This is a genomic window from Sphingobium sp. B12D2B (assembly GCF_025961775.1).
In the GTDB taxonomy this organism is placed as follows: domain Bacteria; phylum Pseudomonadota; class Alphaproteobacteria; order Sphingomonadales; family Sphingomonadaceae; genus Sphingobium.
In genome coordinates, this window is sequence record NZ_JAOQOH010000001.1 from 1,001,351 (window position 1) to 1,019,657 (window position 18,307).

Genomic DNA, 18,307 nt, shown 5'->3' on the forward strand with positions numbered 1-18,307 from the left:
TGCGCTGACAAGGAGAGGCCCCCGATGACCCAACAGAACAGCACTGCCCCGACCATCGACCGCGCACCGACTATCGAAACGCCCAGGCTGCTCCTGCGGGCGTTCCGTGCGGCCGATGCCGAGCCCTTGTGCGCGGCTATGGCCGACGATGACTTCGCGCGGTTCATCACCAAGGAAGGGCGGGGCCTCACCTATGGCGAAAGCTGGCAACGCTTCTGCAGTCTCGCCGGCCATTGGGTCGCGCGCGGCTATGGCAATTTCGCGGTGGAAGAGAAAGCGAGCGGGGCATTCATCGGCCATGTCGGGCCAATGAACCCGCCCGGTTGGCCGGCGTTCGAGATCGGCTGGTGTATCTTTCCGTCCGCACAAGGCAAGGGCTATGCAGCGGAGGCGGCCGCCGCCGCCTTCCGCTGGTCGCACGAGGCCCTTGGCCAGAGTGAGACGCTGCACATGATCGCCGATGACAATGTGCCGAGCCAGAAGGTCGCCCAGGCCCTGGGCGCCGAGCCGGGCGAGATCTGGACGCCCTTCTGGCCCGAGGCCAAGCCGGTGCGCCAATGGTGCACGCGCTGGGAGGCTTTTACCCACTCGCCTGCCTACGCGCGGCTGGAGGGGCGATAGGGCGCCCCGCGCGGCTTAGCGTTTGCCCCACCAGAAGGTGTAGCCCAGCGCCAATCCGCCGGAAAACTGGTCGCGCGCGCCATAGGCCCGCACGACCGGCGAATCGGCGGCATCGCCGACAAGCCGGTCGTAACGGGCATAGCCGTGGAGGCTCCAGCGCGCATCGAGCTGGCGGATCAGGCCGGCAGCGGCACCGACGGACTGGACGCCGCCATTCGCCTCGAACACCGGCAGGCCCGAGGCGGCGGCTTGCGCGGGTGACACGCCGAACCATGTACGCTGGTGCTTGCCGTTGCCGAGCGTCACGCGCGGGCCGACCGACACCAGCCAATGGTCCCCATCGCGCATGATCCAGTCGGCGCTGACCGATCCGACGAGCGCCTCATGGCCGGTCACGCCCTGGCGCAGATCGGCGCGCAGGCGGAAGGAAGGGGCGAGAAACATCTGCACGAACCCGCCAAGTTCCAGCGAACGGTTGACCTTGACGAAGCCGGGAACCTCGTCCGCCTTTCGCTTGCCTTCAACGGCCATGGATGGGCCGACCTCGAAACCGCCGACACTCACGACCGGGATGCCGAAGCTCTCGTCCGGCGCCTCGAACTCGAATGGTTCATCCCCGCGCGCAATATCGCCTTCCAGAAAGGGCCGGACGGACAGGCTGTCTGAACCGGGGAAGCTGGGCTGGATTTCCGGCCCGATAGCGATGCGCACGCGGCGCGGTTCCTTCTCCCTGGCCGAGGCGGTCGACGCGAAGGCGCCGAGCGTGAGGCCGAGGGTCAGCGCCAGTGCGACAGGACGGGCGAAGGGAGCAGATGGCGGGCAGAAAGGCATCAGGCGCAGGCCTCCGGTTTTGGGGTGACGGTCAGTCTGGCCCGGCCATGCGCCGGATCAAAGCCATTTCGACCTCGGGTGAATGGTCGCGGCGGTCGTTTGGTTGCGGCCTGCCTCGTGACAGCCTCTAGCGGCTCGTCTGCGGGTTGGGCAAGCGCAGGAACAGCAGGATGGAAACGCCAAGGCCGGCAGCGGCCACCCAGAGCGGGGCATTATATCCGCCAGTGGCGTCGGCCAGCGCGCCAACCCAGAGCGGGCCAAGCCCCGCCAGCAGTATGAAGCTGGCATATTGCACGGCGTACAGCGCGCCATAATGGGTGATGCCAAAGTAGCGGGCGGTCAGATAGCCGATGAGGTCGGCTTCCGCGCCCATGGCCGTGCCAAGCGCGATGGCGCCGACCCATGCGAGGGTTGCGCCGCCGGTCGCCAGCGCGATGCACCCCAGCGCGCACAAGGCGCAGCAGGCCGCCGCAATGCGTGGCGCAGGCACCCGATCTGCCAGCCAGCCGACAACGACCCGGCTGACGATCACGGAGCCGCCGATGAGCCCCGCCAGCGATCCGGCGGTGCGGGCATCCAGGCCGGATTCCCGCAGCATCGGGACGAAATGGGGCAGCAAGCCGGCAAAGGAGAGCGCCATCATGCCGAAGGATGCCAGCACCAGCAGGTAGAGGGGCGAGCGCATCTGGGCGCGGGCCATGCCGCCTGCGCGATCGGGCGTTCGGGGGCTGCGGAGGTTGGGCAGGCTGAGCGCCGGGATGACACCTATCGCGGCAATGGCGGCGAGCGCCAGATAGCCGGCCTGCCAACCCCGTTCTGCCACAATGATGGCCAGAACAGGCGGCACGACGGCGGCGGAAATGCCGATGCCCACCTGCGTCAGGCCGAGCGCCAGTCCGCGGGCCCGATCGAAGACGGCATTGACGGCGCGTGTGTAGGCAACGGGTGACGAACAGGCAGCCAGCAGGCCTATACCTGCCATCACGCTCATATAGCCGGCGACCGAATGGACGACGATCCCGAGCAGCGCGAATCCGCCGCTCAGCGCCAGTGAGCCGGCGACGGCAGGCCAGCGCGGGCCGACGCGGTCGATCAGCCAGCCGGCGATGGGCAGAGCGATCGCCAGCGCCACCGTCGCCAGGAAGAAGGCGGCGCCCAGCGTCGTGCGGCTGAGGCCGATCGCGCTCTCGAGATCTTTCGCGAAGATGCCCGCCGAATAGGTCAGCAGTCCCGCAATCCCCAGCCCCGACCCGCAGGCGGCGGCGAGGACCACCGGCCAACCATGGCGGAACTCGGACGGGGATGCCGGCGTGCTCACGCGGTGGCTGTCTCGGCCATGGTGGTCGCGCGAGCGCGGCGATAGGCGAGCCAGAGGAAGACGCAGCCCAGCAGTGGCGCGACCGTCACGGCAGACATGGCATAGCGCAGCGATTCGGTGCCGAACTGGGGCGTCAGCGCATCACTGGCTGCGCCGACCACGAGCGGCGCCAGCGCCGAGCCGATGATGCCCGACGAAGCGAGCAACAGCATCGACGCCACCGCGCGGGTCTGCGGCGTGGCCAGTCCCATGGCTGCGGAGAAGCAGGGGGTGATGCCGCTGGAGAGCAGGAAGTTCATGATCGCCGCCGCGCCCAGCGTCAGGGCCAACGACGGCGCGAAGCAGAAGGCGATGAAGAAGGGGATGGACAGGGGCAGCGCAATCAGGGGCACCATGAGGCTGTCGATCTCCCGCCCGTGCTTCTTGGTGAAGTAGCTGGCCATGAAACCGGACGCAATGGCGCCGGCGATGCCGCCCAAGCCGACCGAGGGCGCGATGAGGGCGCCCACTTCGGCAAGGCTGACGCCATGGCTGCGCAGCAGGAACGCCGGCGCCCAGACCGGCAGCACGCCCGCGCCCATCGCCGAGATCCCCATGCCGACCGCGAGCATGCGGAAGCCTGGCACGTTGAGCAGGAAGCGGATGGATTGGGGGAGGTTGCGCATGCCCATATCCGCCGCGTCCGGCTCGTCATGCACGCCACGCTGTGGTTCCTTCATGGTCAGCGCGAGCAGCAGCACGAAGGCGAGGCCCGCGCCGCCGCAGATGAAGAACATCGTCCGCCAGCCGAATATCGCGGCCAATATCCCCGCCGCGATCGACCCGCCGACGATGCCGACGAAGGCGCTCGACTGATAGATGCCCAGCGCGCGCGGCCGCCGATCCTTGGGATACAGGTCGGCAATGACGGAGATGGCGACCGGAAAGGCCGTGGCCTCGCCGACACCGACCAGAACCCGGGTGAGCGCCAGCGACACAAAGCCTTCGGCAAGGCCGGTCAGCGCCGTGGCGCCGGACCAGATGGCGACGCCGAGCAGCAGGATTTTCTTGCGATTGCCATGGTCCACCCAGCGGGCGATGAAGATGCCCACGATCAGGTTGAACAGCACGAAGGCCGTGCCGGACACAAGGCTCATCGCCGTGTCGCTCAGCTGCAGATCGGCCTTCACCGGATCGACGACGATGCCGAGCAAGGCCCGGTCGGCGTAATTGAACACATTGCTCACGAAGAGCAGGAACAGAGTATAGCCGGGCACCCAGGCCCCGCCGTGCTGCGTCTTCGTCACCGTCTTCTCTCCTGATCGGCCCTGCCTCTTACGGGAGGTCTGCTTCGTGCGGCGGCCTTGGTGGTGGTGGTGGTCGTGTGTAGCTGGGTCAGCTCTTGTCGGCAGTCTCCAGTCCAAGCAGTTCAGCGGCGTTGAGGCCGAGGATCTTGCGCTGCTCCTCGTCGCTCAGGCGGGCGTGGAAGCCCAGCGGATCGGGCTCAGACATGTCGAAGGGATAGTCAGTGCCAAGGCACAGCTTGTCGGCGCCATGAGTGCGCACGAGGCTGTCGAGCTGGTCCTGATCGAACACCAGCGTATCCAGCCACAGCTTGCGCAGATAGCTGGAGGGCTCGTGCTGGCAATGCTCGCTGCAATCGCCACGCGCGCGCCAGCCATGGTCCATCCGGCCCCAATAGCCGGGGATGTAGCCGCCGCCATGGGCCACGCAGATGCGCAGGCCGGGGTAGCGATCCAGCACGCCGCCGAAGATCAGATGGCCAATGGCCAGCGTCGATTCGAGCGGATTGCCGATGAGGTTGTTGAAGTAATATTCGCTCATCCGGTTGGCATGGGTGAAGCCCAGCGGGTGGATGAAGAGCAGGATGCCCAGTTCTTCGGCCGCCGCGAAAAAGGGGCGGAACTCCTCAGCGTGAAAGTCCCGGCCATTGACGTTGGAGCTGATCTCGATGCCGCGCAGATCGAGGTCGCGCACGCAGCGGCGCATTTCCTCGACGGCAAGGCCGATATCCTGCAACGGCACCGTGCCCATGCCGACCAGCCGGTCGGGGTGCTGCGCGACCGCGGCCGCCATGCCGTCATTGACGGCGCGCGCCGCCTCCCGCGCGACATCGGCATCGGCATAATAGAAATATTGGCCGGGGCTGGGGCTGATCGCCTGCACGTCGATGCCGAGCCGGTCCATGTCGGCCAGCCGCTGGTCGAGCGTGTTGAGGGTGCGGCCCATCGTGGCGAACTGGGCGCGGTTGACCTCACTCGTTTTCGCACTGGTGAAATCGTTGATGCCGGGCGGCGGGCCGGGGTGGCGCGCCTGCACGATGGCGTCGGCAGCGGGAATACCGAGGTGGCAATGGATGTCCACCACCAGATGCTTGCCGCGCGCGGCGACCTTGATCGGCTGGCGATCGCCACAGGTGGTGATGGTCATGCGTTTGCTCCTGCCGGGTGGATCGTGCCGCTGCACGGGCCGAAGCCGATGGGCACATAGCCTTTCGCCACGGCGCGGCCCTTGAGGGTGAGGGTGTCGCCATCCTCCAGCCAGCGGCGGGTCGTGCCGTCGGGCAGGTCGATGGTTTCGCCATCGCGCAGCACGATCTCGGCGAGGCAGCCGCGTGCTTCCTGCGCGGCGCCCGAAACGGTGCCGGTCGCGATCAGGTCGCCCGCTTCCAGCGGCGCCCCGTTGGAGGCCTGATGCGCGACCATCTGTGCCAGCGTCCAATAGAGTTCGGCGAGATTGCTGCGCACGATGCGCGCGCTCGATCCGGCCGCATTGGCGAAGTCGGCGGTGAGTTCGATGTTGATGCCGCCTGCCGCGCGATCCTGCGCGTCGAGCAGATGGGCGGCGACCGCCGGCTCGTCGCCCGGCCGACCGCGCGCGGCGACACGGAAGGGCGCGAGCGCTTCCATGGTCACGATCCATGGGCTGATCGTGGTTAGGAAGCTCTTGCCCAGATGCGGCCCCAGAATGGATTCGAAGAATTGGATGCCGCGCGCGGACCAGTCATTGACGAGACAGCAGCCGAACATGAGGTCCTCCGCCTGCGCCATACTGATGCGCTGCCCGAGCGGATTGCCGCCGCGCAGCCACACGCCGAACTCCAGCTCGAAATCGAGCATGAGCTCCGGCGCGAACTGGACGTTGCCGCTGCCGGGCGGGGCTTCAAACTGGCCCTGCGGCCGGATGACCGGCGTGCCGTCTTCCCGCACGGAACTGGCGCGGCCGTTATAGGCGACCGGTAACGAGAGCGCGGCCAGCGGTGGCGCTTTCTGCGCCATCCGCGCAATATGATCGTAGGATGTGCAGAAATCCGTGAAAGCCGTGGGCTTGAGCGGCATCAGCAGCTCCGCCTCGGCCATCGGCACCAGCATGGCCTGGAGTTGCTGCCGATCACCCGACCCATCGACCCGGAACAGATCGGACAGGCGCGCACGCAAGGCACTGACCGAGGCCGGGCTGGCAGCCAACAGGGGCGCGAGCGAGGGGCCGGTCATGGCGGCGGCAGCCTCGGCCGCGTCGCCATCCAGCAAGGCGGCGGCGTGGAGCCGGGGCACATCGATGATGTGCTCGCCCAGCGCCACACCGCCCCGCGCCACCCCCCGGTGACGGAACAGGCCAAAGGGCAAATTCTGGATCGGGAAATCGCTGTCAGCTGCGTTTGCGCTTTCGACCCAGCTCTTGCGCTGCGGGTCGTGCGTCGCGTTGATCTCAATGGGCATGGTCGCACCCTTCTGCATGGCTTTGCATTTCGTGATGGTAGCGGCCCATCGCGCCGAACAGATCGCGCTGCTGCTCCGGCGTGAACTGCGCCCCCCATTGCTTGTAGAGCGAGAAGACGTTGGCGACGATCCGCTCGGGGTCGCTCCAGCCGCGGAACTCCTGCATGTTGATGTCGCGCGCGGCATCCTCATAGGAAAGGCCGGCCTCGAACCGCTTGCGCGATTCATCGCGGACATATTCGAAATAAGCCTGCATGTTGCGGACGGCCGTCGTGTCCGTGATCGGACCGTGGCCGGGCACCACCACCTGCGGATCGAGATCGACGATATATTGGCAGGCGGCGATCCATTTCTCGACCGGACCGGCCCACATGATTGGATGCCCCTCGTTGAACAGCAGGTCGCCGGTGAACACCACACGATCCTGCGGCACCCACACGATCGTGTCGGAATCCGTGTGTGCCGGGCCGAGGTCGATCAGCGAGACCGCCTTCGAGCCGATATTGAGATCGAGCCGCCCGTCGAAGGTGCGGTTCGGCAGCGTCAGTTCATCCACGCCCGAGAAATCGAACTTGCGACCCATGGTCTCATAGAGAAACGCGCCGGTATCGCCCATCTCGGTGTAGACGTTCTTGAGGTTGGCGAGCATCTTCGGGTTGAAGCCGGCCATTTCCTTCTTGGCTTCGTTGGTGCCGATGATCTCCGCATCCGCCACCAGGCCATTGCCGAAGAAATGATCGGGGTTGGCATGGGTGTTGACCAGCCGGTCGATCTTCGCGGCTTCCGGCACCTTGGCCTTGAACCGGTCCAGCATCTCGCGCGTCAGCGGCACGCTCATCAGCGTATCGACCAGCAATGTCTCGCCGTCGCTGGCGATCAGGCCCGCATTGGACCAGCCCCATGTGCCGTCCGGCTGAACATAGCCATAGAGGCCATTGCCGATGTCATGAATGCCTTGGGTGAAAGGCCAGTTGGCCATCCGTCTCTCCTGTCGATATCCGTCAAAGCTTAGCGATTGCGCGCGGTCCAGCAATTCCTATTTGCAGGAATATATTTTTCGCGCCAAGCGTAGCATCATGGGTGAAGCGAAAAAACCGCGCAAACGGGGGCAGGGCCGGCCGGCCGAAAATGGGGTTGGGCGCGAGGTCGTACTGCAAACGGCGGAACGGCTTGTGAAGGAGCATCCGCCCGAGCGCATCTCGATTGCGATGATCGCGAGGGAAGCGGGCGTGGACCCGGCGCTGGTGCGCTATTACTTCAAAGACCGCAGCAACCTGCTTCTGGCGGTTGCGACCTCGATGATGGACCGGGTGCCCTATAGCGCGCGCGATCCGCGCCCGGCGCATGAAGTGGTGGAAGACAATATTCGTCGCACGGCGCGGTTCACCCGCTCCAACCGCCATATCCACCGGCTGATGGTCGACGAGCTGGCCGACGCGAAATCGTCCGACGTGGGCGAGCGCCTCGGCGAGATGAACCGCGAGGCTGTCGCCTGGCTGGGCGAGGTGCTCGCGCGGGACTCCAGTTCGATCAGGGACGTCGATCCCGCCCTGCTTCACGTCGCGGTCCTCGGACTGTTCGACTTCTTTGCGACTGCCGAGCCGGTGGTCAGGCAGCTCTTCCCGGCAGATATCGCTGCCGAGGAGCTGACCAGTCGATATGAGGAGTTCGTCGTCGACCTGCTGATGAACGGCCTGCGGCCCCGCACCTAGCTGGCGCCTTCCGCGACGCAGCGGTTGCGCTGGGTGCCAAGGCCAGTGATCGTGCCTTCCATCTCGTCGCCCGGCTGCAGGAACACGCCGAAGGCGGAGCCATTGCCATAAGGCGAGCCGGTGCAGATCACGTCGCCCGGCATCAACTCCACGCGGTCGGAGAGATAGGCAATCTGCCGCTCGATGCTGACCATCATGTCGCGCGTCGACTCATTCTGGTAGACCTTGCCGTTGACCGACAGGGTGATCGTCAGATCATAGGGATCGGCGACATACTGCCGGGGCACGATCATCGGGCCGAAGGGCAGGAAGGTCGGGAAGCATTTGCCCGAGAGCCAGTCGGCGCCCAGCCCGCCGGCATCGCGGCGAAAAATCTGCTCGCGCGCGGTGACGTCGTTGACCACCACGAAGCCGGCGACATGGTCCATGGCCTGCGCGGCGGAGACATGGCGGGCCGGCTTGCCGATCACCACGCCCAGTTCCAGCTCCCAGTCCGGCTTGATGACGTTGCGCGGCAGCACCACGGCATCGCGCGGACCGACCACGCAGGAGGGCAGCTTGATGAAGCAATAGGGTTCCGCCTGCGCGCGGGCGTCCATCATCTCCTCGACTTTGCGGCGGCGCTCGTCGTCGCTCATCGCCTCGGCATCGGCCGTGCGCATCGAGGGGTCGCCCATGACAAGGCCGACGACATGCTTCTTGTAGTTGGCGCCGGTGCAGAACACCTGCCCGGGGCGATAGGGCGCCCGCACATCCGCCTCGGCAAAGCTCTGCGCACCGGCAAAGGCCGCCTCGTCAGCGGCCCAGCGCTCGATCTGCGGCAGGATCTCGTCCCACGCCGCCAGAAGGCCGGGCAGGTCGCGCTGCTCGCCCCAATGGGCCAGCGGGACGAAGCGATCGTCGCGGACGAGCACGGCAGCCGTGCCCACTGTCGCCAAACCAACCGTCATCAATAGGGCTCCTTGAGTTTCTGCATCGTTCCGCCGAGCATCTTGTTGGCATCTACCTGATTGCCGCCGGCCATCTCGATTTCGCCGATCCGCACCGAGTTTTCCACGACCATGCGGGCGCGCTCGAACCGGCGCACGCCAAAGGCGGTCAGTGCGGCTTCGACATCGTCGGTCTTCGCCAGTTCATCGGCGAGCACGAGGCCATCCTCGGCAGCGAGGCCGGCGCCCGAGGCCATATGCGGCGTGGTCGCATGGGCGGCATCGCCGATCACCACCACGCGCCCCTTGTGCCAGGGCAGGGGCAGGAGCTGCCATTCGAGCGGGCGGTAATTGACCAGCGAGTCTTCGCCAAGGCTTTCCCGGATCTTGACGATGTCCCCGCCATAAGGCGCGAGCAACTCAGCGACGCGCGGCAGCATGTCCTCATCGGCATACCAGGGATTGTCGGGCACATGCTCGAGGATGAATGCGTAGAGTTTATCCTGCGAGATCGGGTTGAGGCCGAGCTTAACCGGGCCGCCGATATACATTTCGGCGCCGTCCAGCCCCTCGGGCCGGTCGGCGACGATGCGCCAGCAGCCCTGACCGGTGAACTGCGGAGCCGGCGCATCGGGGAACAGGGTCTTGCGCGTCTTGGACTGGATGCCATCGGCCGCCACGACCAGATCGACAGTGCGCTCGGTGCCGTCCGACAAGGCGACGGTCACCCCGGCGCCGCTCTCCCTGAACCCGCGCGGGTCGACGCCCAGCGTCACGGTGACGTCGGCCTTGCGAACATGCTTCTGCAAGATGGCATGAAGCACCGGGCGCATGATGCCGCCGCTCGAATCGATGGGAGCGAGCCCGGCATGGCGCGGCGTTTCCATCACCACCGCGCCGTCCGGCGTGCGCAAGCGGAAGCCTGTGCCGACAAAGCCCTGCTCGCGGATTTCGTCCAGAATGCCGAGGTCATCGAACGCCCGTAAGGACAGCCCGGTGACGCTGATGCCGGCGCCATAAGCGCGCCATTGCGGGTCGATATCGATCAGTTCCACGGCGACGCCGCGTTTGGCGAGCGACAGGCTCGCGCTCATGCCACCGACGCCGCCGCCGACGACCAATGCTGTACGGATCATGCTGTAAGCGCCTTTCTTAGGCCGGAACCTGCCACAGGCCCTTGTCGGGCTGCATTTCGGCATGGGGCACATTGCCGGTGATGATGCGACCGGTGCCCCATTGATCGATGGTGTTTGGCCCTGGCTCATAATGCGTGACCTGCCAGCTGTCCTCGTCCACTTCCTCAAGGTCGGAAGTGTACTCGACGGCGTTGCCGTTGGGCGTGACGAAGTAGCTGAAGGTGTTGTTGCCCGCAGTGTGCCGCCCCGGCCCCCAGCTCAGCTTGATGCCGCTTTCATGCATCCGTGCGAGGCCGCGCATCAGCTCGTCCACCGAACTCACGTCGAACGCGATGTGGTTGAGTGCCGGCGGTCCGGGGAGGATCGCGAGGCGGTGGTGCGCCGAGTTGCAGCGCAGGAAGACCATGAACTTGCCGATCCAGTCGGACAGGCGGAAGCCCAGCGCCTTCTGGTAGAAGTCTGCGAGCGCGACATGGTCGGGCGAGTGGAACACCACATGGCTGATGCCGATGGGGATCGCCTCGCCCTTGTCGAGCTTGCGGAACTCGCGCGGGGTGCTGTCGCAGATCACTTCCATCGCCCGACCGTCAGGATCGAAGAAGCGGAAGGCGAAGCCCCCGGCCGGGCCGCTGGCCGGGGCGGGTTCGCTGATGATCTTCGCGCCGGCTGCCTTCACCTGTTCGAAGATTGCGAGCACGTCCTCCTTGGAGGCGGCGGAGAAGCCGACGAGATCGGTCTTCTTCTCCACGTCTTCCCGCAGCACGATCACATAAGGATGGGGCATGCCTTCGGCGGCGAAGTAGACGCGGCCGTCCTGCTCGGCAACCTCGATCAGCCCCCAGGTCTTGCCATAGAACTCGCGTTCCTTGGCAAGGTCCGGCACGGCCATGGCGACATAATGAAGATCGGTAACGCTAACCATGCATAACTCCCTGGATGAGTCTGACCTCGCTCAGAACTTGCCGCCGATACGCAGACCGTAGGTCCGGGGCTGTTCTGCGCTGGCCGTGACCAGCGAGGCCGATGTGATGTTGCCGGTAATGAGGCGCTGATTGTTCTCGATATTGTTGATGTACGCCGTGACGAAGAACCGGTCATCCTCCGTTGCGAGCGTCAGCGACGCATAGCTCACGAACGCCGCTTCCGACCGGAGATAGGGCAGATAGTCCGCCGTGGAATAGCTCGATCCACGATAGCGCGTGCCGCCCTGCAGCACAGCCTTGTAGGTGCCGAGCGGAATGGTCTGCTGCGCGTCGAGATTGAACGACCATTTGGGCGAGTTGAATGCTTGGTTCCCCGAGCAATCGATACGGAACACGTTGATTGTGCCGCCCGGCGTCACCTGCTGCTGCGGTGTGGAGGCGCAGGTGGTGTTGGCCGGCAGGCCCTGATTCGGCGCGAAGTAGACGAAGCTGTCATATTTCGTGTCCAGATACTGCACATTCGCCGAGAGCAGGGTGTTCGGCGTGGCCATGAACTCCACGTCGAGATCCAGCCCCTTGATCGTGCTGTTGCCGATGTTGCGCGTCAGGAACACGGTCGAGGGCGGCGTGCCGAGATCATAGCCGAACTGGCTGAACTGCTGGTCCTTGTACTTCCACAGGAAGCCCTCGAGGTTTACCTGCAGGCGGTTGTCGAGGAACCGATTCTTGGTGCCGATGGTGTAGGCGTCGATCGTTTCCGGCCGATAGGTTTCAAGGCCGCGTGCGAAGTTGAAGCCGCCGGCGTGATAGCCCGTCTCGAAGCTGGCATAGACCATGTTGCGCGGCGAGAAATCATATTGCGCGGCCAGGCGATAGGTGAACTTGTTGTTCGTCAGGCCGGAATTGATCGGGATTTGCGAGCGCAGGACAAAAGGTGCGGTCTGTGATCCGCCCGCGATCGGCGGCAGGGCGAAGAGCGGGACCGGCGTGATCGGGATACCGCGCTGGCCATAGAAGGCCTGCAAATCGGCTTCCGTCTCCGCCAGAGGGATGAACGGCAGGGTGGGGCAGATATCCTGCGGCGGCGCGGGATTGCCGCAGAACAGGATGTAGACATTCGAGGTGCCGTCGAACCGCTTCTTGTCCGAGGTGTAACGCGCGCCGGCCGTCAGGCTCAGCTGTTCGACAGGGCGCACGGTGAGCTTGCCGAAGCCGGCCCAGCTTTCCGTTTTCGTCCGGAAGTTCTGGTAGGGCGAGAGGCTCTGCTGGTTGTAGCGGGCGACTGCTGCGATTTCCTCGTCGAAGTACATCGCGCCGATAAGATAATCCACCGAGGGGCCAAAGTCGCCGGTCCAGCGGGCTTCGACGCTGGTCTGCTTGTCCTTCTCCTTGGTGTAGCCCTGACGGAACACGCCGTTGAAGGCATATTCGAGGTCCGCCTCACGATAGGCGGGCTGGATCGTCAGTGTGCCGGCGGGCGTGGTGTAGTTCAACTCGGCGGTGATGCCCCAATAATCGTTGTCGTTGAATGGCACGCCATCCACGACCGCGCCCGCCCGGCCGACCTGCGTGAAGAAGCGCGGCGCCAGATAGGCGTTGGAGGCTGGATCGAGCAGGCCCTGCTGGGTCGAGAAGTTGCTGGGCACGAACTGGTAGCCCGAGGGGCCGTTCGGGCCGAAGGTCGGGTTGACGGCGCCCAGATAATAGCCGCTGCTGCTCGCGCCGCCCTGGTGGGCATAATCGGCAGCGACACGAAGCGTGAGGTCCGGCGTCGGCTCGGCATAAATCTGCAGGCGCCCGCCATGCTCGCGCTGGTTGCCGGTGCCATCGGTCTGGAAGGCATCGCGGTGCGAGAACGTGCCGGCGGCGCGCAGCGCGACGGTTTCGCCGAGCGGCACGTTCAGCGCCGCCTGGCCGGTGAACCAGTTGTAATTGCCATAACCCAGGGTCGCGCTGCCGGATGTCTCGCCCAGCTTCGGACGGTTGGGGATAACGTTGATGGCGCCCGCCGTGGCGTTACGCCCATAGAGCGTGCCCTGCGGTCCCTTGAGCACTTCGACGCGCTGCAGATCGTAGAACACGCCCGAGGTCGAGGTGGGGCGGCCGATGTATACGCCGTCATAGTTGAACGAGATCGCCGGGTCCGAATAGGCATTGACGGTGGAGTTGCCCACGCCGCGCACGAAGAACACCGTCGTCGGCCCGCCACCGCCGGATGCGGAGAGGGACGGGGAGATGCGGGAGAGATCTTCCGCGCGCACAACATTCTGGCGGGTCAGCTCCTCGGGGCGAATCACATCGACGGCGAGGGGGGTGCGCTGGCTGTTCTCTTCCACGCGCTGGGCGGTGACGATGATGTCGACCAGGCCGCCATCATTGGTCGTATCGGCCGGCGAAACCGCGGCGCCCTGTGCGGCGACGGCGGCGGGGATGAAGGCGGCGCACGCGACGGTGCACAACAACAAAGCTCTCATGTTCACTCTCCCAAGACGGCTCTCAGTGACCGTTAATTCCTGATGTACGGAATTATGGATCGCGTGACAAGCGATCTTCTAAGAGCGCGTCGATCATCTTGATAAAGCATGAGAATGTGGGCTGTGCTGCCCAGACGCAAAAAGGGCGGCCCGTAAACCGAGCCGCCCTTCTGTGACGTGCGGGGAGCAGCGCCGGGCGGCGCTACCCCTCAGATTCAGTCGCGAATTGCGCGTCCGGTGTTTTCCAGCGCAGCGCCCGTGCGGTCGGCTGCGGCATCGGCACCACGGCTGATGTCGTCGCCTACGCGATCCGCCGCAGCGCCGGCTTCGCGCGCGCCCTGCTGGATGTCGTCGCCGATGCGGTCGGCGGCGGCGCCGGCCTCGCGGCTCGCCTCGCGGGATTCCTGCGCGGCATGGTCACCGGCATGCTCGACATCGTTGCCGACGGCGTCGGCCGCTTCGCTGGTTTCCTGCTGCGCCTTCTCACTGCAGGCTGCGATGGGCAGCGAGATGAGGGCCAGGCTGGCGAGAGTGGCGGGAAGTTTCATGGATAACCTCGTTCGATTGCTGCGCGGCGGACTTGCGCGCCGCTGAAATGGGGATTTGATAGGGCTGATCGACGCCCGCTAGTTGACGTGGACGCCGCCGAGCGAGCCGAGCACGCCAAAGGCCTGCAGCAGCCAGAGCACCACCGCGATCACCACGACGATGTTGAGGATGCTTTTGATCTTGCCGTCCATCGGAATGTACGTGTTGATGAGCCACAGCAACACGCCGACGACGATCAAGATGATGATGATGTTGAGAAGCGACATGCAACCCTCCCGGTCTTTTTAAACGGCTGGACGACAGCGATCTCCCAGGCTGTGTCCCGCGCGCGCATCGAAGATGCTGCTCAAAGGAACGTCCGGCCCGGCGTGTAGTTCCACGGGGGGCGGCGCGATGTGCCCTTGCCGGCGCCAGTGGAGCTGCCCGTCGCTTGCGCCAGCGCGCGCCCTCGCGTAGGGGCGGGCGCTGATTTCCTGTTCGTCTGCGCAGGGCAGCCAGGGGCGGACGCCGCGCCTCGCCCGATGCGGACGCCATAGCGATTGCCGGAAGCCCATGACCGACCAGCCAAGCCAGAAGAGCGAAGACTTCAAGAGCACCGTCTTCCTGCCGCAGACCGACTTCCCGATGAAGGCCGGTCTCGCCCAGAAGGAGCCGGGTATTCTCGCGCGCTGGCAGGCGCAGGATCTCTACGGTAAGCTGCGCGCGGAGCGGAAGGGCCGCACCCGCTTCATCCTCCATGATGGCCCGCCTTATGCGAATGGCGACATTCACATGGGCCATGCGATGAACAAGGTGTTGAAGGACATCATCGTGCGCAGCCAGAGCATGCTCGGCAAGGATGCGCCCTATGTGCCCGGCTGGGATTGCCACGGTCTCCCCATCGAGTGGAAGATCGAGGAGGAATATCGCAAGAAGAAGCTGAACAAGGACGAGGTTCCCCCGCAGGAATTCCGCGCCCAGTGCCGCGCTTATGCGGACAAGTGGGTGGGCGTCCAGAAGGAGCAGTTCAAGCGCCTCGGCATCATGGGCGATTGGGAAGACCCCTATCTCACTATGAAGTTCGAGGCCGAGGCAGCGATTGTCGGCGAGCTTTTGAAGTTCGCGGAGAGCGGCCAGCTCTATCGCGGCGCCAAGCCGGTGATGTGGTCTCCGGTCGAAAAGACCGCGCTGGCCGAGGCCGAGGTGGAATATGAGGATGTCACCTCGACGCAGATCGATCTGGCATTCGAGATTGTCGAGGCGCCGAATGCGCCGGAGCTGGTCGGCGCCTATGCGGTGATCTGGACGACGACCCCGTGGACGATCCCTGTGAACCAGGCAATCGCTTATGGGGAGGACATTGAGTACTCGATGCTCCACATAAACCGGGTCGATCCTGCGCGCGGATCACATTGGGGCGGTGTTTCCCATCTTCTTGTTGCGACGCTTTTGATCGAGCAGGTCGCGACACGGATCGGCTTGACCTCCCACGATATTGTCTGGAGCGGCAAAGGCTCGCAACTCGCTGGTGCCATCGCGCGCCACCCGATGGCCAATCTCCTTCGTCATCCCCGCGAAAGCGGGGATCCCGCTTCATCTTCAACCGGCGCCGAAGGCAGCTGGACCCCGGATCAAGTCCGGGGTGACGGGGATGCTGGAAGTGGCAAGATCGGTTTCTTCGACCGTCCCCGCCCGTTCATCGCGGCCGATCATGTTACCACCGATGCCGGCACCGGCCTCGTCCACATGGCGCCCGATCATGGCGAGGAGGACTTCATCGCCTGTAAGGCGGTCGGCATCGATCCCGTGTTCGCCGTCACCGATGATGGCCGCTACCGTGACGACTGGGCGTGGCTCGGTGGGCAGGGCAGTGTCATCAATACGAAGTTCAACGGTCCCGATGGCCCGATCCTGACCGATCTGCGTGAGGCCGGGGCGCTGCTGTCCGCCGGTGATTTCCAGCATAGCTATCCGCATAGCTGGCGCTCCAAGGCGCGGATCATCTATCGCTGCACGCCGCAGTGGTTCATTCCGATGGACAAGGCGAGCACAACGTCCGACGTCGAGATCGCGCCGCTCGCTGGCATCGGTGCGGGCATCGCGCTGGGCGTCAACGCCGCTGCGCCGCTCAGCAACGGCCCGACGCTGCGCGAAGTGGCGCTCGATGCCATCGAGGCGACGCGCTGGGTGCCGGCCCGCTCACGCAACCGCATCCACGCCATGGTGAGCGACCGCCCGGACTGGGTGATCTCGCGCCAGCGCGCCTGGGGCGTGCCCATTGCGCTCTATGTGAACCGCCAGACCGGCCAGTATCTCAACGATCCCGCCGTCAATGCCCGCATTGTCGAGGCGTTCAAGCAGGGCGGGGCGGATGCATGGTTCGGCGCGGATCATCAGGCGCTGCTCGGCCCGGACTATGCGCTGGCGGACTATGAGGTCGTCAACGACATTCTCGACGTGTGGTTCGACAGCGGCTCGACTCACGCCTTCGTGGTCGAGGCGCGCTATGGCGAGGGTGCCCGCGCCGACCTGTATCTCGAAGGATCGGACCAGCATCGCGGCTGGTTCCAGTCCTCGCTGCTGGAAAGCTGCGGTACGCGCGGTCATGCGCCTTATGGCGCGGTGCTCACCCACGGCTTCGCGCTGGACGGGCAGGGCCGCAAGATGTCCAAGAGCCTGGGCAACACGGTCGATCCGCTCAAGGTGATGGACGAGAGCGGCGCCGACATCTTGCGCATGTGGGCGGCCTCCACCGACTATTTCGATGATGTGCGCATCGGCAAGGAAGTGCTGGCCGGCGCCTCGGATGCCTATCGCAAGCTGCGCAACACCTTCCGCTATCTGCTGGGCGCTCTCGCCGGCTTCGAGGCGGCGGATCGGGTGGCGACCTCTGCCATGCCGGAGCTGGAGCGCTATATGCTCCATCGCCTCGCCGAGCTGGACGTGGAGCTGCGCGCGGTGGTCGACAAGGGCGAGGAGCGGGACATCTGGCTGGAGTTCGGCCGCTATACCCGCGCGCTCAACGACTTCGCCAACAATGACCTGTCGGCCTTCTTCTTCGATATCCGCAAGGATTGCCTCTATTGCGATGTGAACCCGGCGACGGGCGCGGAGACGGACAAGCGCCGCGCTTATCGCACCGTGCTGGACCATCTCTTCCACGCGCTGGTGCGCTATGCCGCGCCGATCATCCCCTTCACGGCCGAGGAAGTCTGGCAGGCTCGCTATCCAAGCGAGGATGGCTCCGTGCATCTGCTCGAATGGCCCGAGGTGGATCGGCTCTGGCGCGATCCCTCGCTCGGCGTGCGCTGGGCGGCAATCCGTTCATCGCGCGATCAGGTGAACGAAGCCATTGAGCCTCTGCGGCGCGAGAAGGTCGTTCGCTCCAGCCTCGCGGCGGATGTGCGGATGGCCGATGTGCCCGAGGACGTGGATTTTGCGGAGATGTGCATCGTGGCCAGCGTGACGCAGGATGCCGATCTGGCCGCCCCGGCGATCACCGCCACGGACAAGCACAAATGCGGCCGCTGCTGGCGCCATCTGCCCGAGGTGGACGCGGATGGCGACCTGTGCGGGCGCTGCGCGGAGGTGCTCGCATGAGCGCGGCGCTTGCCGGGGCCTGGCGCAAGGCGGCGGTGGCGCTTGCGCTCGGCGTCACGGCGCTTGACCAGCTCGTCAAATATTTCGTCACGCAGGTGCTGGAACTGCACGAGCGCGGCCTTGTCGGCATCGAGCTGATTCCGTTCTTCAAGCTGACCTATGCCGAGAATCGCGGCATTTCGATGGGCTTTTTCCACGCCGAGACGGATGTGATGCGCTGGGCGCTGGTCGCCATGACCATGGCTGTCTCCGCCTTCGTGCTCTGGTGGATCTGGCGCGAGAAGGAGCGCGACGATGCGCTGGCGCTCGGCCTGGTGCTGGGCGGCGCCATCGGCAACATCATCGACCGGGTGCGCCTGGGCTACGTCATCGACTATGCCGATTTCCACATTGGCGAATGGCGGCCGTTCCTCATTTTCAACCTTGCCGATGCCGCAATCAGTATCGGCGTCGTCATCCTGCTTGCACGCGCGCTGCTGCTGCGCGAAAAGACCGCAGCGAAGGAGTCCCGTTAAC

At 65.3% G+C, this 18,307-nt stretch carries 16 protein-coding genes; 4 read left to right on the forward strand and 12 right to left on the reverse strand.

The genetic code is table 11. The features are described from left to right. Nucleotides 1–24 precede the first annotated feature (24 nt). Complete coding sequence (locus M2335_RS04810; RefSeq protein WP_264593956.1) at nt 25–621, forward strand: GNAT family N-acetyltransferase; 597 nt, start codon at nt 25–27, stop codon at nt 619–621. A 15-nt stretch (nt 622–636) separates the two neighbouring features. Here the strand turns inward: M2335_RS04810 and M2335_RS04815 are convergent, their stop codons facing one another. From M2335_RS04815 to M2335_RS04840, 6 genes are all read right to left on the reverse strand, one after another. Continuing rightward, on the reverse strand, nt 637–1,452 hold the full coding sequence (locus M2335_RS04815; protein ID WP_264593957.1) for a MipA/OmpV family protein: 816 nt from the start codon (nt 1,450–1,452) through the stop codon (nt 637–639). A gap of 127 nt (nt 1,453–1,579) precedes the next feature. Further along, complete coding sequence (locus M2335_RS04820) at nt 1,580–2,770, reverse strand: MFS transporter (protein ID WP_264593958.1); 1,191 nt, start codon at nt 2,768–2,770, stop codon at nt 1,580–1,582. Next, a complete protein-coding gene (locus tag M2335_RS04825; RefSeq protein WP_264593959.1) occupies nt 2,767–4,056 on the reverse strand; it encodes a spinster family MFS transporter in 1,290 nt (429 codons plus the stop codon). The genes M2335_RS04820 and M2335_RS04825 overlap by 4 nt, the downstream gene beginning before the upstream one ends. An 88-nt stretch (nt 4,057–4,144) precedes the next feature. Beyond that, a complete protein-coding gene (locus M2335_RS04830) occupies nt 4,145–5,200 on the reverse strand; it encodes an amidohydrolase family protein (RefSeq protein WP_264593960.1) in 1,056 nt (351 codons plus the stop codon). Continuing rightward, nucleotides 5,197–6,489, reverse strand: a complete 1,293-nt coding sequence (locus M2335_RS04835) for a fumarylacetoacetate hydrolase family protein (protein ID WP_264593961.1) — start codon at nt 6,487–6,489, stop codon at nt 5,197–5,199. Before M2335_RS04835 ends, M2335_RS04830 begins: the two co-directional genes overlap by 4 nt. After that, entirely contained in the window at nt 6,479–7,468 is a 990-nt protein-coding gene (locus M2335_RS04840) for an MBL fold metallo-hydrolase (RefSeq protein WP_264593962.1), read from the reverse strand. The genes M2335_RS04835 and M2335_RS04840 overlap by 11 nt, the downstream gene beginning before the upstream one ends. 97 nt (nt 7,469–7,565) lie before the next feature. Between M2335_RS04840 and M2335_RS04845 the strand changes: the two genes are divergently transcribed. Further along, complete coding sequence (locus tag M2335_RS04845; RefSeq protein WP_264573482.1) at nt 7,566–8,201, forward strand: TetR/AcrR family transcriptional regulator; 636 nt, start codon at nt 7,566–7,568, stop codon at nt 8,199–8,201. On the opposite strand, the gene M2335_RS04850 is transcribed toward M2335_RS04845, so the two are convergent. From M2335_RS04850 to M2335_RS04875, 6 genes are all read right to left on the reverse strand, one after another. Beyond that, entirely contained in the window at nt 8,198–9,151 is a 954-nt protein-coding gene (locus M2335_RS04850; RefSeq protein ID WP_181560479.1) for a fumarylacetoacetate hydrolase family protein, read from the reverse strand. The two genes, M2335_RS04845 and M2335_RS04850, sit on opposite strands and share 4 nt — an antisense overlap. After that, the gene (locus tag M2335_RS04855; protein WP_264593963.1) at nt 9,151–10,266 is read right to left on the reverse strand and encodes an FAD-dependent oxidoreductase; all 1,116 of its coding nucleotides are present in this window, start codon (nt 10,264–10,266) and stop codon (nt 9,151–9,153) included. The genes M2335_RS04850 and M2335_RS04855 overlap by 1 nt, the downstream gene beginning before the upstream one ends. A gap of 16 nt (nt 10,267–10,282) precedes the next feature. Beyond that, nucleotides 10,283–11,188: a VOC family protein gene (locus tag M2335_RS04860; RefSeq protein WP_264592477.1), complete on the reverse strand. Its 906-nt coding sequence runs from the start codon at nt 11,186–11,188 to the stop codon at nt 10,283–10,285. Between the two features lie 30 nt (nt 11,189–11,218). Next, nucleotides 11,219–13,663, reverse strand: coding sequence for a TonB-dependent receptor (locus M2335_RS04865; protein WP_264593964.1), 2,445 nt, complete (start codon nt 13,661–13,663; stop codon nt 11,219–11,221). 215 nt (nt 13,664–13,878) lie between these two features. Beyond that, nucleotides 13,879–14,211, reverse strand: coding sequence for an entericidin EcnAB (locus M2335_RS04870; RefSeq protein WP_181560475.1), 333 nt, complete (start codon nt 14,209–14,211; stop codon nt 13,879–13,881). Between the two features lie 78 nt (nt 14,212–14,289). Next, nucleotides 14,290–14,478, reverse strand: a complete 189-nt coding sequence (locus M2335_RS04875; protein ID WP_181560474.1) for a Thivi_2564 family membrane protein — start codon at nt 14,476–14,478, stop codon at nt 14,290–14,292. A 286-nt stretch (nt 14,479–14,764) separates the two neighbouring features. On the opposite strand from M2335_RS04875, the gene ileS reads away from it, so the two are divergent. Both ileS and lspA read left to right on the forward strand, forming a co-directional pair. Beyond that, nucleotides 14,765–17,791: an isoleucine--tRNA ligase gene (gene ileS, locus M2335_RS04880; protein ID WP_264593965.1), complete on the forward strand. Its 3,027-nt coding sequence runs from the start codon at nt 14,765–14,767 to the stop codon at nt 17,789–17,791. After that, nucleotides 17,788–18,306 carry a signal peptidase II gene (gene lspA / locus M2335_RS04885; protein ID WP_264571159.1) on the forward strand — a complete coding sequence of 173 codons (519 nt, stop codon included), beginning with the start codon at nt 17,788–17,790 and terminating at the stop codon, nt 18,304–18,306. The genes ileS and lspA overlap by 4 nt, the downstream gene beginning before the upstream one ends. Nucleotide 18,307: the final 1 nt, after the last annotated feature.

Bases quoted from the DNA above. Each gene is read 5' to 3' on its own strand.
- M2335_RS04860 (WP_264592477.1), bottom strand. From the start codon at position 11,188: ATGGTTAGCGTTACCGATCTTCATTATGTCGCCATGGCCGTGCCGGAC.
- M2335_RS04870 (WP_181560475.1), bottom strand. From the start codon at position 14,211: ATGAAACTTCCCGCCACTCTCGCCAGCCTGGCCCTCATCTCGCTGCCC.
- M2335_RS04830 (WP_264593960.1), bottom strand. From the start codon at position 5,200: ATGACCATCACCACCTGTGGCGATCGCCAGCCGATCAAGGTCGCCGCG.
- ileS (WP_264593965.1), top strand. From the start codon at position 14,765: ATGACCGACCAGCCAAGCCAGAAGAGCGAAGACTTCAAGAGCACCGTC.
- lspA (WP_264571159.1), top strand. From the start codon at position 17,788: ATGAGCGCGGCGCTTGCCGGGGCCTGGCGCAAGGCGGCGGTGGCGCTT.
- M2335_RS04815 (WP_264593957.1), bottom strand. From the start codon at position 1,452: ATGCCTTTCTGCCCGCCATCTGCTCCCTTCGCCCGTCCTGTCGCACTG.
- M2335_RS04835 (WP_264593961.1), bottom strand. From the start codon at position 6,489: ATGCCCATTGAGATCAACGCGACGCACGACCCGCAGCGCAAGAGCTGG.
- M2335_RS04855 (WP_264593963.1), bottom strand. From the start codon at position 10,266: ATGATCCGTACAGCATTGGTCGTCGGCGGCGGCGTCGGTGGCATGAGC.
- M2335_RS04875 (WP_181560474.1), bottom strand. From the start codon at position 14,478: ATGTCGCTTCTCAACATCATCATCATCTTGATCGTCGTCGGCGTGTTG.
- M2335_RS04865 (WP_264593964.1), bottom strand. From the start codon at position 13,663: ATGAGAGCTTTGTTGTTGTGCACCGTCGCGTGCGCCGCCTTCATCCCC.
- M2335_RS04850 (WP_181560479.1), bottom strand. From the start codon at position 9,151: ATGACGGTTGGTTTGGCGACAGTGGGCACGGCTGCCGTGCTCGTCCGC.
- M2335_RS04845 (WP_264573482.1), top strand. From the start codon at position 7,566: ATGGGTGAAGCGAAAAAACCGCGCAAACGGGGGCAGGGCCGGCCGGCC.
- M2335_RS04810 (WP_264593956.1), top strand. From the start codon at position 25: ATGACCCAACAGAACAGCACTGCCCCGACCATCGACCGCGCACCGACT.
- M2335_RS04840 (WP_264593962.1), bottom strand. From the start codon at position 7,468: ATGGCCAACTGGCCTTTCACCCAAGGCATTCATGACATCGGCAATGGC.